This is a genomic window from Serratia sp. (in: enterobacteria) (assembly GCF_052400455.1).
GTDB classification, from domain to species: Bacteria; Pseudomonadota; Gammaproteobacteria; order Enterobacterales; family Enterobacteriaceae; genus Serratia; species Serratia ureilytica.
This window is the reverse complement of the sequence record NZ_CP185812.1, coordinates 1,002,291-1,016,692: the sequence shown is the minus strand read 5'-3', so window position 1 is coordinate 1,016,692 and position 14,402 is coordinate 1,002,291. Positions and strand designations below refer to the sequence as shown.

The 14,402-nt window shown below is 61.1% G+C and carries 15 protein-coding genes; 4 read left to right on the top strand and 11 right to left on the bottom strand.

Annotation, left to right across the window (positions count from 1 at the left end; all coding sequences use genetic code 11):
• The first annotated feature begins 3 nt into the window (after positions 1-3).
• The 3 genes from ispA (at position 4) to ACORQT_RS04820 (ending at position 3,907) form a co-directional block, all read left to right on the top strand.
• Positions 4-924, top strand: a complete 921-nt coding sequence (gene ispA / locus ACORQT_RS04830) for a (2E,6E)-farnesyl diphosphate synthase (protein ID WP_033642061.1) — start codon at positions 4-6, stop codon at positions 922-924.
• A gap of 34 nt (positions 925-958) precedes the next feature.
• The gene (dxs, locus tag ACORQT_RS04825) at positions 959-2,824 is read left to right on the top strand and encodes a 1-deoxy-D-xylulose-5-phosphate synthase (RefSeq protein WP_033642060.1); all 1,866 of its coding nucleotides are present in this window, start codon (positions 959-961) and stop codon (positions 2,822-2,824) included.
• 108 nt (positions 2,825-2,932) lie between these two features.
• Positions 2,933-3,907, top strand: a complete 975-nt coding sequence (locus ACORQT_RS04820) for an aldo/keto reductase (protein ID WP_164057382.1) — start codon at positions 2,933-2,935, stop codon at positions 3,905-3,907.
• 32 nt (positions 3,908-3,939) lie between these two features.
• On the opposite strand, the gene pgpA is transcribed toward ACORQT_RS04820, so the two are convergent.
• The 6 genes from pgpA to nrdR all read right to left on the bottom strand — a co-directional run bounded on the left by pgpA (position 3,940) and on the right by nrdR (position 8,056).
• Positions 3,940-4,434: a phosphatidylglycerophosphatase A gene (pgpA, locus tag ACORQT_RS04815; RefSeq protein ID WP_033634010.1), complete on the bottom strand. Its 495-nt coding sequence runs from the start codon at positions 4,432-4,434 to the stop codon at positions 3,940-3,942.
• Positions 4,427-5,419 (bottom strand): thiamine-phosphate kinase, encoded by a 993-nt coding sequence (thiL, locus tag ACORQT_RS04810; RefSeq protein ID WP_033642058.1) that lies wholly within the window; start codon positions 5,417-5,419, stop codon positions 4,427-4,429. The genes pgpA and thiL overlap by 8 nt, the downstream gene beginning before the upstream one ends.
• Positions 5,420-5,471: 52 nt before the next feature.
• The gene (gene nusB / locus ACORQT_RS04805; RefSeq protein ID WP_004940384.1) at positions 5,472-5,888 is read right to left on the bottom strand and encodes a transcription antitermination factor NusB; all 417 of its coding nucleotides are present in this window, start codon (positions 5,886-5,888) and stop codon (positions 5,472-5,474) included.
• 20 nt (positions 5,889-5,908) lie between these two features.
• The gene (gene ribH, locus ACORQT_RS04800; RefSeq protein WP_004940385.1) at positions 5,909-6,379 is read right to left on the bottom strand and encodes a 6,7-dimethyl-8-ribityllumazine synthase; all 471 of its coding nucleotides are present in this window, start codon (positions 6,377-6,379) and stop codon (positions 5,909-5,911) included.
• Positions 6,380-6,486: 107 nt separating this feature from the next.
• Positions 6,487-7,596 (bottom strand): bifunctional diaminohydroxyphosphoribosylaminopyrimidine deaminase/5-amino-6-(5-phosphoribosylamino)uracil reductase RibD, encoded by a 1,110-nt coding sequence (gene ribD / locus ACORQT_RS04795; RefSeq protein WP_164057383.1) that lies wholly within the window; start codon positions 7,594-7,596, stop codon positions 6,487-6,489.
• Between the two features lie 10 nt (positions 7,597-7,606).
• Entirely contained in the window at positions 7,607-8,056 is a 450-nt protein-coding gene (gene nrdR, locus ACORQT_RS04790; protein ID WP_004940387.1) for a transcriptional regulator NrdR, read from the bottom strand.
• 176 nt (positions 8,057-8,232) lie between these two features.
• Between nrdR and ACORQT_RS04785 the strand changes: the two genes are divergently transcribed.
• Complete coding sequence (locus ACORQT_RS04785) at positions 8,233-8,793, top strand: DUF3251 domain-containing protein (RefSeq protein WP_033651081.1); 561 nt, start codon at positions 8,233-8,235, stop codon at positions 8,791-8,793.
• Positions 8,794-8,858: 65 nt separating this feature from the next.
• On the opposite strand, the gene secF is transcribed toward ACORQT_RS04785, so the two are convergent.
• The 5 genes from secF to queA all read right to left on the bottom strand — a co-directional run bounded on the left by secF (position 8,859) and on the right by queA (position 14,343).
• Positions 8,859-9,827, bottom strand: a complete 969-nt coding sequence (secF, locus tag ACORQT_RS04780) for a protein translocase subunit SecF (protein WP_019454209.1) — start codon at positions 9,825-9,827, stop codon at positions 8,859-8,861.
• A 10-nt stretch (positions 9,828-9,837) separates the two neighbouring features.
• Positions 9,838-11,685: a protein translocase subunit SecD gene (secD, locus tag ACORQT_RS04775; RefSeq protein WP_071845087.1), complete on the bottom strand. Its 1,848-nt coding sequence runs from the start codon at positions 11,683-11,685 to the stop codon at positions 9,838-9,840.
• A gap of 24 nt (positions 11,686-11,709) precedes the next feature.
• On the bottom strand, positions 11,710-12,042 hold the full coding sequence (yajC, locus tag ACORQT_RS04770) for a preprotein translocase subunit YajC (RefSeq protein ID WP_004940391.1): 333 nt from the start codon (positions 12,040-12,042) through the stop codon (positions 11,710-11,712).
• Positions 12,043-12,075: 33 nt separating this feature from the next.
• Entirely contained in the window at positions 12,076-13,200 is a 1,125-nt protein-coding gene (gene tgt, locus ACORQT_RS04765) for a tRNA guanosine(34) transglycosylase Tgt (protein WP_016928877.1), read from the bottom strand.
• Between the two features lie 72 nt (positions 13,201-13,272).
• The gene (gene queA, locus ACORQT_RS04760) at positions 13,273-14,343 is read right to left on the bottom strand and encodes a tRNA preQ1(34) S-adenosylmethionine ribosyltransferase-isomerase QueA (RefSeq protein WP_033651079.1); all 1,071 of its coding nucleotides are present in this window, start codon (positions 14,341-14,343) and stop codon (positions 13,273-13,275) included.
• Positions 14,344-14,402: the final 59 nt, after the last annotated feature.

Genomic DNA, 14,402 nt, shown 5'->3' with positions numbered 1-14,402 from the left:
GACATGTCTGAGATCGTCCCATCGGCCGCTTTTGCCGATCAACTGCAGATTTTCCGCCGGCGCGCCGATCGCGCGCTGCTGGATTTCATCGCCCCGCTGCCGTTCAACAACGGCAACATGGTGGCGGCGATGCGTCATGGCGCCTTACTGGGCGGCAAGCGCCTGCGCCCGTTCCTGGTGTACACCACCGGCCAGATGTTCGGCGTATCGCTGACCAATCTGGACGCGCCGGCGGCGGCGGTGGAATGCATTCACGCCTACTCGCTGATCCACGACGATCTGCCGGCGATGGACGACGACGATCTGCGCCGCGGCCAGCCGACCTGCCACATTAAATTCGGCGAAGCCAACGCGATCCTGGCCGGCGATGCGCTGCAAACGCTGGCGTTTTCGATCCTGGCCGATGCCGAAATGCCCGACGTGGCGCTGCGCGATCGGCTGGCGATGGTCTCCGAACTGGCGGCAGCCAGCGGCGTCGCCGGCATGTGCGGCGGCCAATCGCTGGATCTGGAGGCCGAAGGCAAGCGTGTCGATCTGCAGGCGCTGGAGCAGATCCACCGCCACAAAACCGGTGCGCTGATCCGCGCCGCGGTGCGTCTGGGCGCGCTGAGCGCCGGCGAAGCAGGACGAGCGGCGCTGCCGCAGTTGGATCGTTATGCTGCTGCGGTCGGCCTGGCGTTCCAGGTGCAGGATGACATTTTGGACGTTGTCGGCGAGACTGAAAAGATCGGCAAGCGCCAGGGAGCGGACCAACAACACGGAAAGAGTACCTACCCGGCGTTACTCGGGCTTGACAGCGCGAAAGCAAAAGCGTGGGATCTCTATCAGGAAGCATTAGCTGCATTAGACACTTTGGCAGCGCAATCTTATAACACAGCGCCATTGCGAGCGTTAGCCAGCTTCATTATTGAACGCGACAATTAACGTGTGACGTTAACTCCTCTGATATGAGTATCGAATGAGTCTTGATATAGCCAAATACCCAACCCTGGCGCTAGCGGAAAACCCCGAGGAACTCCGCTCACTGCCCAAAGAGAGCTTGCCGAAGCTGTGCGATGAGCTGCGGCAATATCTGCTGAACAGCGTCAGTCGCTCCAGCGGCCACTTTGCCTCCGGGCTGGGTACCGTCGAACTGACGGTGGCGTTGCATTTCGTCTACAACACGCCGTTCGATCATCTGGTGTGGGACGTCGGTCACCAGGCCTACCCGCACAAAATCCTGACCGGCCGCCGCGACCGGATCGCCACTATCCGGCAAAAGAACGGGTTGCACCCCTTCCCGTGGCGCGCCGAAAGCGAATACGACGTGCTGTCGGTCGGCCATTCGTCAACCTCGATCAGCGCCGGCCTCGGCATGGCGGTGGCGGCAGAGCGTGAAGGCAAAGGCCGCCGCACGGTGTGCGTGATCGGCGATGGCGCCATCACCGCCGGCATGGCGTTCGAAGCGATGAACCACGCCGGCGACATCAATCCGGACATGCTGGTGGTGCTGAACGACAACGAGATGTCGATCTCGGAAAACGTCGGCGCGCTGAACAACCATCTGGCGCAGCTGCTGTCCGGCAAGCTTTACTCCACCCTGCGCGAAGGCGGCAAAAAAGTGCTGGCCGGCGTGCCGCCGATCAAGGAGCTGGTGAAACGCACCGAAGAGCACCTGAAAGGCATGGTGGTGCCGGGTACGCTGTTCGAAGAGCTGGGCTTCAACTACATCGGCCCGGTAGACGGGCACGACGTACAGGGCCTGGTCGCCACGTTGAAAAACATGCGCGATCTGAAAGGCCCGCAGCTGTTGCACATCATGACCAAGAAAGGCCGCGGTTACGCGCCGGCGGAGAAGGATCCGATCAGCTTCCACGCGGTGCCGAAGTTCGATCCCGCCAGCGGCACGCTGCCGAAAAGCGCCGGCGGTCTGCCGACCTATTCGAAAATCTTCGGCGACTGGCTGTGTGAAACCGCCGCCAAAGACAGCTCACTGATGGCGATCACGCCGGCGATGCGCGAAGGTTCCGGCATGGTGCAGTTCTCGCGCGACTATCCGCAGCAATATTTCGATGTGGCGATCGCCGAGCAACACGCGGTCACCTTCGCCGCCGGGCTGGCGATCGGCGGCTACAAGCCGGTGGTGGCGATCTATTCCACCTTCCTGCAACGCGCCTACGATCAGCTGATCCATGACGTGGCGATCCAAAACCTGCCGGTGATGTTCGCCATCGATCGCGGCGGCATCGTCGGCGCCGACGGCCAGACCCACCAGGGGGCGTTCGATCTGTCGTTCATGCGCTGCATCCCGACCATGGTGATCATGACGCCGAGCGACGAAAACGAATGCCGCCAGATGCTGTATACCGGCTATCACTACAACGACGGCCCGAGCGCCGTGCGCTATCCGCGCGGCACCGGCACCGGCGCTGCGCTGGAGCCGCTCAGCCTGCTGCCGATCGGCAAAGGCGTGGTGCGCCGCCAGGGGGAAAAGATCGCCATTCTCAACTTCGGCACCCTGCTGCCGGAGGCCGCTGCGGCGGCGGAAGCGCTCAACGCCACGCTGGTCGACATGCGCTTCGTCAAACCGCTGGACGAGCAGCTGGTGCTCGAACTGGCCGCCAGCCATGAAACGCTGGTCACGCTGGAAGAGAACGCCATCATGGGCGGCGCCGGCAGCGGCGTCAACGAACTGCTGATGGCCAAACGCCGTCCGGTGCCGGTGCTGAACCTCGGCCTGCCGGACAGCTTCGTCTCACAGGGCACCCAGGAAGAACTGCGCGCCGATCTGGGGCTGGACGCCGCCGGCATTCAGCGCCAAATCGAAACCTGGCTGGCGCAGTAATTCGCCACTCGCGCCTGATAAAACGCCTCCGCCTTCGGGGGCGTTTTCATTTCCGCCCTCCGGGATCCGCGCTACAGTTACTGTCTGAGCTGTGAATGGGAGGCAAGCATGAAATATCTCAAACTGGGCAACACCGATCTGAACGTCTCGCGCATCTGCCTGGGTTGCATGACCTACGGCGAACCGAGCCGCGGCAATCACGCCTGGACGCTGCCGGAAGAAAGCAGCCGCCCACTGTTGAAACAGGCGCTGGAAGCCGGCATCAACTTTTTCGACACCGCCAACAGCTATTCCGACGGCAGCAGCGAGGAGATCCTCGGCCGGGCGCTGCGCGACTATGCACGCCGCGAGGAGGTGGTGATCGCAACCAAGGTCTATTTCCCGCTGAGCAACCTGGAGCGCGGTTTGTCGCGCGCCAAGATCATGCAGTCCATCGACGACAGCCTGCGCCGTCTCGGCACCGACTATGTCGATTTGCTGCAAATCCATCGCTGGGATTACGAAACGCCGCTGGAAGAGACGCTGGAAGCACTGCACGACGTGGTGAAAGCCGGTAAGGCGCGTTACATCGGCGCCTCTTCCATGTACGCCTGGCAGTTCGCCAAGGCGCTGTATACCGCCGATCTGCACGGCTGGACGCGCTTCGTCAGCATGCAGGATCAATACAACCTGATCCAGCGCGAAGAAGAGCGCGAGATGCACCCGCTGTGCGTCGCCGAAGGCATCGCCGTACTGCCGTGGAGCCCGCTGGCGCGCGGCCGCCTGACCCGCCCCTGGGGCGAAACCACCGCCCGCCTGGTCTCGGACCAGTTCGGCAAGAGTCTGTACGATGAAACCGAAGGCATCGACGCCATTATCGCCGAGCGCGTCGCCAGCCTGGCGGAGGAACGCGGCGTGCCACGCGCGCAGATCGCGCTGGCCTGGCTGCTGAACAAGCCGGCGGTCAGCGCGCCGATCGTTGGCGCGTCACGCAGCGAGCAGTTGGACGACGCCATTGCCGCGGTCGATTTGAGTTTGTCGCCGCAAGAGGTGGCGGAGTTGGAAACGGCTTACGTGCCGCATCGGGTGACGGGGTTTGAATAAGAGAGGCGGGCGCGAAGAAGCGCGCCCGGCTGTCAGAACAGCCCGATCGGCCAGTGGTGCCCAATCAGGTAGATGATGCCCGCAGACAGCACGCCGGCGATGATATCGTCGACCATGATGCCCATGCCGCCATGCACGTTGCGGTCGAACCAGCGGATCGGCCACGGCTTCCACATATCCAGAATGCGGAAGATGACGAAACCGGCGGCGACCCAGCGCCAATCGTTGACCGGCAGCGCCATCAGCGTGATCCACATGCCGACGAACTCATCCCAGACGATGCTGCCGTGATCGTGCACCTTCATGTCTTTTGCCGTGCGGTGGCAAATATAGACGCCGATGCAAATGCTGAACATCACCGTCAGCGAGTAGAGCTGCCACGGCAGTTGGATCAGCAGCAGCCAGAACGGGATCGCCGCCAGCGATCCCATGGTGCCCGGCATCACCGGTGACAAACCGCTGCCGAAACCGGTGGCCAGCAGGTGCCACGGATTGCTCATCCGCAGCCGACGCTTGGCTTCATCCATGGGTGCCCGGCTCCGCGTTGAAATGATCGAACCCGGCCCAGTCCAGCACCACCGCCTCGTCGTTGCGGTAATAGCGAATGCCTTCAGACAGCGGGCCAATCTGACCGATACAGGTGTAATCGGCCCCGAGGTGGCTCAGCGCCACGTCCAGCGCGCCGCGGTTGATCTCCGGCACGGTGAAGCACAGCTCGTAGTCTTCGCCGCCCGCCAGCGCCCAACGCAGCGCCTGTTCGGCATCGGCATGGCTGCTCAGCGCCTGCGACATCGGCAGCTCGTCCAGCACGATGCGCGCGCCGCAGTCGCTGGCCTTCAGGATATGCTTCAGATCGGAAATCAGGCCGTCGGAAAGATCGATTGCCGAGCTGGCCAGATCGCGCAGCGCCTGCCCCTGCAGCACCCGCGGCTGCGGACGCAGATGGCGAGCGACCAGATAATCACGCGCCGCGCTATCCGTCACCGCCAGGCGATCCTGCAGGATCGCCAAACCGGCGGCGCTGTCGCCCAACGTGCCGGTCACATAGATCCAGTCGCCGATGCGCGCGCCGCTGCGGCTCAACGCCCGGCCGGCCGGGATCAGCCCCTGAATGGTCAAGGTCATGCTCAGCGGGCCGCGCGTGGTATCGCCGCCGATCAGCTGCATGCCGTAATAATTGAGTTGATCGAACAGGCTGTCGCTGAACGCCTTCAGCCAGGGTTCGTTCACCTCCGGCAGCGTCAGGGCCAGCGAGAGCCACGCCGGATCGGCGCCCATCGCCGCCAGATCGCTCAGATTGACCGCCAGCGCTTTATACCCGAGATCGGCCGGATCGATGTCCGGCAGGAAGTGAATGCCCGCGACCAACGTATCGGTACTGACGGCCACCAGCTGTTTTTCCGGCACTGCCAGCAGTGCGCAGTCATCTCCAATGCCCAACTGTACATCCCGGCGCACGCGCTTAAACCGGTCAAAATAGCGGGCAATGAGGTCAAATTCGCCGCATGCCATATCGATATTCCACTAGAAGAAATTAAGGCCGGGAATGCCGGCCTTAATGTTTTTACTTTTTCTTGCGAAGGGTTGGCGCCACTTTATCCAGCACCCCGTTCACAAACTTGTGGCTGTCTTCCGCGCCGAAGGTTTTCGCCAGCTCGATCGCTTCGTTGATCGCCACCTTGTAAGGGACATCCTCGCGCATTTTCAGTTCAAACAGCGCGACGCGCAGCACCGCGCGTTCCACCTGGCCCAGCTCTTCGAGCTGACGCGACAGGTAAGGCGCCATCAGTTCGTCCAGCATACCTGCATTCACTGCCGCGCCGGACAGCAACTCGCGAAAATAGGCGACGTCAACATCTTTGACATCCTGCTCCGTCAGGAACTGGTGTTCAACATCGGCAAGGTCGTTTTTAGACAACTGCCAAGAGTAAAGCGCTTGAACAGCGCACTCACGAGCGCGGCGACGAGCAGCAGGTTTCACGGAATTCCCCTTAACTAAATTCAGGCTTTAATAGCTTTGATAACATTAATCATTTCAAGTGCGGTCAACGCGGCTTCAGCGCCCTTGTTGCCCGCTTTGGTGCCGGCGCGTTCGATCGCTTGTTCGATGCTTTCGGTGGTCAGCACGCCAAAGGCAACCGGGATTTCGGCATTCATCGCAACGTTGCCGATGCCGGAGCTGGCTTCGCCCGCCACATATTCGAAGTGCGCGGTGCCCCCACGGATAACGGTGCCCAGCGCGATAACCGCGTCGTATTTGCCGGTTTTGGCCAATACGCTCGCCGTCAGCGGCAGCTCGTAAGCGCCCGGGACCCAGACAACGGTGATGTTGTCGTCAGCAACCTGACCAATGCGTTTCAGCGCGTCGATGGCGCCTTCCAGCAGGCTGTCGTTGATGAAATTGTTAAAACGTGCAATTGCGATCGCCACACGGGCATTTGGAGTAGCAACAACACCTTCGATAACTTTCATGGGCTTTCCTTAAAAATGGGTTCAATACCCCGCAGGGGGGCGGATTCTATCATATTCTTTCATCGCCTGCGCGGCGCTTTTGTAAAACCGGCGCGCGGGCGCGAGATTCAGTGTTTCGCCCGCAGGCGCAAACGCAGATCGGGGCCAACCTGGCGCACGTCGCTAAAGACGAATTCCGGTGCGTCGGCCAGACGCTCAAGACCCGGCAAATGACACAGGCCGCGGCCATTATCGCCCAACAGTTTTGGCGCGATGTACAAAATGAGCTCATCCACCAGGCCGGCCTGCAGCAGCGCGCCAGCCAGCGTCGCCCCCGCCTCCACCCAGATTGAATTCACCTGGCGCTTGGCCAGCAGCATCATCATCACCACCAGATCGACGCCGCCGCCGTGCGCCGGGCAGATAAACTGCTCAACGTCTTGCGGCCAGACCTGTTCATCCGCCTGCAGCCGCGCCAGCCAGGTGGCGCCCGGCTGCTGCACCACGCGGTGCTGCGGGGTAATGCGATTTTGGCTGTCGAGCAGGATGCGCAGCGGCTGACGCAGATTTTCACGCGGATAGAGGCGCTGGGTCTCGGCATCCAGCTCATCCCAACGCACCGTCAGCGACGGATCGTCCGCCAGCACGGTGGCGCTGGTGCTGAGAATGGCGGCGCTCTGCGCACGCAGCCGCTGCACGTCCTGACGCGCTTCGGGTGAGGTGATCCACTGGCTTTCGCCGGAGGCCATCGCCGTGCGGCCGTCCAGCGACGCGCCCAGCTTCAGTTGCACATAGGGAAAACCGGTGCGCATGCGTTTGAGGAAGCCCAGGTTGACCGCTTCGGCCTCGGCCAGCATCAGGCCATGACGTACTTCGACGCCGGCTTGCTGCAGCTTGTACAAGCCGCGCCCCGCCACCTGAGGATTGGGATCTTGCATCGCCGCGACCACTCGCGTCACGCCGGCGGCCACCAGCGCATCGGCGCAGGGCGGCGTGCGGCCGTGATGGCTGCACGGCTCGAGCGTCACATAGGCGGTGGCGCCGCGCGCCTTGTCGCCCGCCATGCGCAGCGCGTGCACTTCCGCGTGCGGCTCGCCGGCGCGCAGATGATAGCCTTCACCGACAATTTCGCCGTCGCGCACGATAACGCAGCCGACGTTCGGATTGGGCGCGGTGGTGAAACGCCCCAGCCGCGCCAGCTCGAAGGCGCGCGCCATGTAAAATTCGTCGTGATGCATGAAAGATCCTTTAGTCTTGCAGGCGGGCAATCTCTTCGCCGAACTCGCGCACGTCTTCGAAGCTGCGGTACACCGACGCGAAGCGAATGTAGGCGACCTTATCCAGCTTTTTCAGCGCGTCCATCACCAGATTGCCGACTAATTTGGTCGGCACTTCGCGTTCGCCGGTGGCGCGCAGTTGGGATTTGATATGGTTAAGGGCGTTTTCCACGTCGTCCGAGCTGACCGGGCGCTTTTCCAGCGCTTTCAGCATGCCGCGACGCAGTTTGTCTTCGTTGAACGGCTCGCGCACCTCATCGCTTTTAATCACTCGCGGCATCACCAGCTCGGCCACCTCGAAGGTGGTGAAGCGTTCATTGCATACCAGACACTGGCGACGACGGCGTACTTGCGAACCGTCCCCCACCAGGCGGGAATCAATGACTTTGGTATCAACGGCGGCGCAGAAAGGGCAATGCATAACACGTCCTGATAAACGTTTTTTATAGATAAATGCAGTTTAACCCGAAGTGAAGCCACAACAAAGGGCGTCGGCCATTTGTTGCGATAAGCGGCGGGCAGGCGGCGCCGATATGACTTTCACCGCCATGCGGGCTAAGCTTGATAGCAGGAGATTCAGCATAGGAAATCGCCGTCATGACAACCCGTTATCCCAAAATCGCCCTGCTCGCCGCCGCCGTGTTGCTCACTGGCTGCGCGCACAACGCCGCCGTGCCTCAGCTGCGCCATCAGGTCGCCGCACTGAACCAAAAAGTGAGCGTATTGACCGATCAGGCCACCGCGCTGGAGCGGCAAAACCAGCTCAATCAGCACTCCGACAACGGCGTCTACCTGCTGCCGGCGGCGCGGAGCGCCGCCCGTTTGCAAAGCGGCATCGGCGAACTGAGCGTTTCGCTGAGCCACATCAAGAGCGAAGCCAACGGTGCCCAGGCGCAGCTGCATGTGCGCATCCTCTCACAGGCCACGCTGCCGCCGTTTAAAGCGGTGGTGGAATGGGGCCAACTGGACGCGGCCACCGGCCGACCACTGACCGCCGAGGCGCTGTCGCAACCGATCGCCAGCGCCGACTCGCTGCTGCCGAAACCCGGGCAGGACTTCGAGCTGCGCTTCAGCGGCCTGACGCCGGAACAGCTGGGCTATATCCGTCTGCACAGCCTGGTAGCCACCGCCCAGCCGGCGGTGGTGCAGCAACACTGAAATCCGAGGCAAAAAAAAGGAGCGCCGATAGGCGCTCCTTCTCATTTCGCTGAATACTGCGGCGGTTAAGGCAGAATCGAAGGCTGATCCGCGCCCTCTTTTTCCACTTTTTGCTGCAGCATGTGTTCGCGTTTCATCCCCAGCTTCAACGCCAGCGCGGACGCGACGTAGATAGAGGAAACGGTACCGATCGACACGCCGATCAGCATCGCCAGCGAGAAGCCTTGCAGCATCGCGCCACCGAAGATGTACAACATCAGCACCACCATCAGGGTGGTCCCGGAAGTCATCAGCGTACGGCTCAGCGTCTGGGTCAACGACACGTTCATGATCTCGTAAGGCGTACCGCGGCGGATCTTGCGGAAGTTCTCACGAATACGGTCGGAGACCACGATGCTGTCGTTCAGCGAGTAACCGATAACCGACATCAGGGACGCGACGATGGTCAGGTCAATCTCGATGTGGAACAGCGACAGCACGCCCAGCGTGATGATCACGTCGTGCGCCAGCGCGATAACCGCCCCCAGCGCCAGGCGCCATTCGAAGCGGAAGCCGACGTAGATCAGGATACAGATCAACGCCACCAGCAGCGCCATGCCGCCGGTTTGCGCCAGCTCGCTGCCCACGCTCGGGCCGACGAACTCAATGCGCTTCACGGTGGCGTTTTTATCCACCGAGTCGTTGATCACGCCGATCACCTTATTGCCCAGTTCCTGGCCTGCGGTGCCGGTCGCCGGTGGCATGCGCACCATCACGTCGCGGCTGCTGCCGAAGTTCTGGATAATCGGATCCTGGAACCCGGCCTTCTCCAGCGTATCGCGCATCAGGTCGAGGTTAGCCGGCTTCTCCAGGTTGATTTCAATCACCGTACCGCCGGTGAAATCCAGACCCCAGTTAAAGCCGCGCACCGACATGGTGGCGATCGACGCGACCAACAGCACCAACGAGATGCCGAAAGCCACGTAGTCCCAGCGCATAAAGTCGTAGACTTTACGGCCGTAGTTGAGTTGCTCAACAGTATAATCCTGTGCCACAACGCACTCCTCAGATAGACAGCTTGTTAATGCGTTTGCCGCCGTAAAGCAGGTTGACGATGGCACGGGTACCGACAATCGCGGTGAACATGGACGTCGCCACACCGATAGCGGTGGTGATCGCAAAGCCCTTGATCGAACCGGTGCCGACTGCGTACAGGATGACCGCGGTGATCAGGGTGGTGATGTTGGCGTCGACGATACTGGAGAACGCGCCTTTATAGCCCTCATGGATCGCCTGCTGAACGGACCGGCCGTTCTTCAGCTCTTCCTTGATACGTTCGTTAATCAGTACGTTGGCGTCGACCGCCACCGCCAGCGTCAACACGATCCCGGCAATGCCCGGCATGGTCAGCGTCGCCCCCGGCAACAGGGACATCACGCCGACGATCAACACCAGGTTGGCGACCAGCGCCGTGGTGGCGATCACGCCGAACTTACGGTACCAGACCACCATGAAGACGATGGACGCCACCAGGCCCCACAGACAGGCTTCCAGACCTTGGGTGATGTTCTGCTGACCCAGAGTTGGACCGATGGTGCGCTCTTCAACGATCTGAATCGGCGCAATCAGCGCACCCGCACGCAGCAGCAGCGAAAGCTGACGCGCTTCGTTCGGGTTGCCGATGCCGGTGATGCGGAAGCTGTTGCCCAGACGCGACTGAATGTTCGCCACGTTGATCACTTCTTCCTGTTTCACCAGCACCGCACGGCCGTTGGCGTCTTTCTTGCCGCTGTCCTTGTACTCCACGAACAGGGTCGCCATCGGTTTGCCGATGTTGTCCTTGGTGAAGTTGGACATCGACGTGCCGCCGGCGCTGTCCAGCGAGATGTTAACCTGCGGCTGGTTGTATTCGTCGGTGCTCGAGGTGGAGTCGGTGATGTGGTCACCGGTCAGGATCACGCGCTTGTACAGCACGATCGGCTGGCCGTCGCGGGTGTATTTCACCTCGGAATCGCCCGGCACGCGGCCGTTGGCCGCCGCAGTGGCGTCCGCATTGGTGTTCACCAGGCGGAATTCCAGCGTCGCGGTGGCGCCCAGAATTTCTTTGGCGCGCGCGGTGTCCTGAATGCCCGGCAACTCAACCACGATGCGGTCGGATCCCTGGCGCTGCACCAGCGGTTCGGCGACGCCGAGCTGGTTGACGCGGTTACGCAGGATAGTGATGTTCTGCTGTACGGCGTATTCGCGCGCTTCGCTCAGACGGGCGTCCGTCAGGCTGGCTTTCATGGTGTTGGCGCCATTGGCGGACAGCACCAGATCGCGCTGACGCGGGCCGATATAGCTGATGGCCTGGTCACGGGCCGCATCGTCGCGGAAGCGAACTTCCACGCCGTTGTTGTCCAGCTTGCGGATAGACGCGTAAGGAATGCCCTTCTCGCGCAGCTCGCTGCGCAGGGTATCCATGGTCTGTTCCTGCAGCTTGCTCAACGCGGTGTCCATGTCCACTTCCATCAGGAAGTGCACGCCGCCGCGCAGGTCCAGACCGAGTTTCATCGGCTCTGCGCCCAGCATGGCCAGCCAGGTCGGCGTAGCCGGCGCCAGGTTCAGCGCCACGACGAATTTGTCACCCAGCTCGGTCACCAGCGCTTCGCGGGCGCGCAGCTGAACGTCAGGATCTTTAAAGCGAGCCAGGATGGCGCCATTTTCCAGCGCAATCGACTTGCTCGCGATGTTGTCTTTTTCTAATACGGTACGGACCTGGTCCAGCGTAGTTTCACTGGCGGCGACGCCGCGCGCGCCAGTGATTTGTACGGCCGGATCCTCACCGTAGATGTTGGGAAGCGCATAAAGCAGACCGACGAGGATCACGACGATCAACATCAGATACTTCCACAAAGGATAACGGTTTAGCACGGCAATTCCCTTCGGGAAAAAAGATTACAGGGCCTTCATGGTACCTTTCGGCAGAACGGCCGCCACGAAGTCACGCTTGATCATCACTTCCGTGGTGTCGTTCAGCGCGATGGCGATGATGCCGGTGTCGGCCACTTTGGTCACGCGACCGATCAGGCCGCCGGTGGTCAGCACTTCGTCGCCTTTACCGATGGAGTCCATCAGCTTCTTGTGATCTTTCGCGCGTTTCTGCTGTGGGCGCAGGATCATGAAGTAGAAGATCAGGCCGAACACCACCAGCATAATGATCAGAGAGTACGGGCTTCCCTGAGCCGGAGCCCCTGCGGATGCGACGGCGTCAGAAATGAAAAAGCTCATTGAAATTCCCTCATTAAGTTATCAATTATTAGATCAAGCGTTTAAAGGCGGAATCGGCTTGCCGATCCGACCATAGAAATCCGCAACAAACTGCTCTAATTTACCCTCTTCGATAGCCTGGCGTAAACCCGCCATCAGGCGCTGGTAATGACGCAGGTTATGAATTGTGTTCAGTCGAGCACCCAATATTTCGTTGCAACGGTCGAGATGGTGCAAGTAGGCGCGGCTGTAATGGCGACACGTGTAGCAATCACAGTCTTTATCCAGCGGAGAAGTATCATCCTTGTGCTTGGCATTACGGATTTTTACCACACCGTCAGTCACGAACAAATGGCCGTTGCGGGCGTTGCGGGTCGGCATGACGCAGTCGAACATGTCGATGCCGCGGCGCACGCCTTCCACCAAATCTTCCGGCTTGCCGACGCCCATCAAATAGCGTGGCTTATCTTCCGGAATTTGCGGGCAAACGTGTTCAAGAATGCGATGCATATCCTCTTTCGGCTCGCCTACAGCCAAGCCGCCCACAGCGTACCCATCAAAGCCGATATCCACCAGCCCTTTTACTGAAACATCACGTAAATCTTCGTAAACGCCGCCCTGAATGATGCCGAACAGCGCATTTTTATTTTCCAGCTCGTCGAAACGCTGGCGGCTGCGCTGCGCCCAACGCAGCGACATTTCCATCGAACGCTTGGCGTAGTCCCAGTCGGCCGGGTACGGCGTACATTCATCGAAGATCATCACGATGTCGGAACCCAGGTCATACTGGATTTCCATCGATTTTTCCGGGCTCAGGAACACCTTGTCGCCGTTGATCGGATTGCGGAAGTACACGCCTTCCTCTTTGATCTTGCGCATCGCCCCCAGGCTGAACACCTGGAAACCGCCGGAGTCGGTGAGGATCGGGCCCGGCCACTGCATGAAATCGTGCAGATCGCCGTGCAGCTTCATGATCTCCTGGCCAGGGCGCAGCCACAGGTGGAAGGTGTTGCCCAGCAGGATCTGCGCGCCGGTCTCTTTCACTTCTTCCGGCGTCATGCCCTTGACCGTGCCGTAGGTACCAACCGGCATAAAGGCCGGGGTTTCCACTACGCCGCGGTCGAAAATCAGGCGGCCGCGGCGTGCGCGGCCATCGGTAGTTTGTAGTTCGTACTTCACAAAGCCTCCAGCATCAGAGAAACAGTCTGATGTCGTTGAAACAGGGCCGCGCCGTGGGCGCAGCCCGGGAAATTAACCGCCGACGGACTCGTTTTCCGCCTGCGGATTACGGCTGATGAACATCGCATCGCCGTAGCTGAAAAAGCGATACTGCTCGGCCACCGCCTGCTGATAGGCGTTCATGGTATTTTTGTAGCCGGCGAAAGCCGACACCAGCATGATCAGGGTGGACTCCGGCAGGTGGAAGTTGGTCACCAGCGCGTCGATCACCTGATAGTGGTAACCCGGATAGATAAAGATGCTGGTGTCGCCGAAGAACGGCGCAATCAGCGCCTCTTTGCTGGCCGCCGCGGCGCTTTCCAGCGAACGCACCGAGGTGGTGCCCACCGCCACCACGCGCTTGCCGCGCGCTTTACAGGCCAGCACCGCATCCACGACCTCCTGCGGCACTTCGGCGTATTCGGCGTGCATCACGTGATCTTCGATGGTTTCCACGCGCACCGGCTGGAAGGTGCCGGCGCCGACGTGCAGCGTTACGAACGCCATTTCAACGCCCTTGGCGCGCAGCGCCGCCAGCAGCGGTTCGTCGAAGTGCAGACCGGCGGTCGGCGCGGCGACCGCGCCCGGCTTCTCGCTGTAGACCGTCTGATACAGTTCGCGGTCGGCGTCCTCATCCGGGCGAGCGATATAAGGCGGCAGCGGCATATGGCCGGCCGCGTTGAGAAGGGTGAAGACATCGCGTTCGTCGTTGAAGCGCAGCTCGAACAGCGTCTCGTGGCGCGCCACCATGGTGGCGGCGATGCTCTCGTCATCACCCAGCAGCAGCTCGGCGCCCGGCTTGGGCGCTTTCGACGCGCGCACGTGCGCCAGCACGCGATGGTCGTCCAGCACGCGCTCCACCAGCACTTCAATCTTGCCGCCACTGACCTTGCGGCCGAACATGCGCGCCGGGATCACGCGGGTATTGTTGAACACCAGCAGGTCGCCGGCTTCCAGCTTGTCCAGCAGATCGGTGAATACGCCGTGCGTCAGCGCCCCGCTCGGCCCGTCCAGCTGCAGCAGGCGGCATGCGCTGCGCTCGGCCTGGGGATAGTGGGCAATCAGGGATTCGGGAAGTTCAAACGAAAAATCAGCGACGCGCATGGGTATTCACTTCTTCAATTTAAGGCTGGTTGGTAAAAAACAGGCGGCCTAGTCTAAAG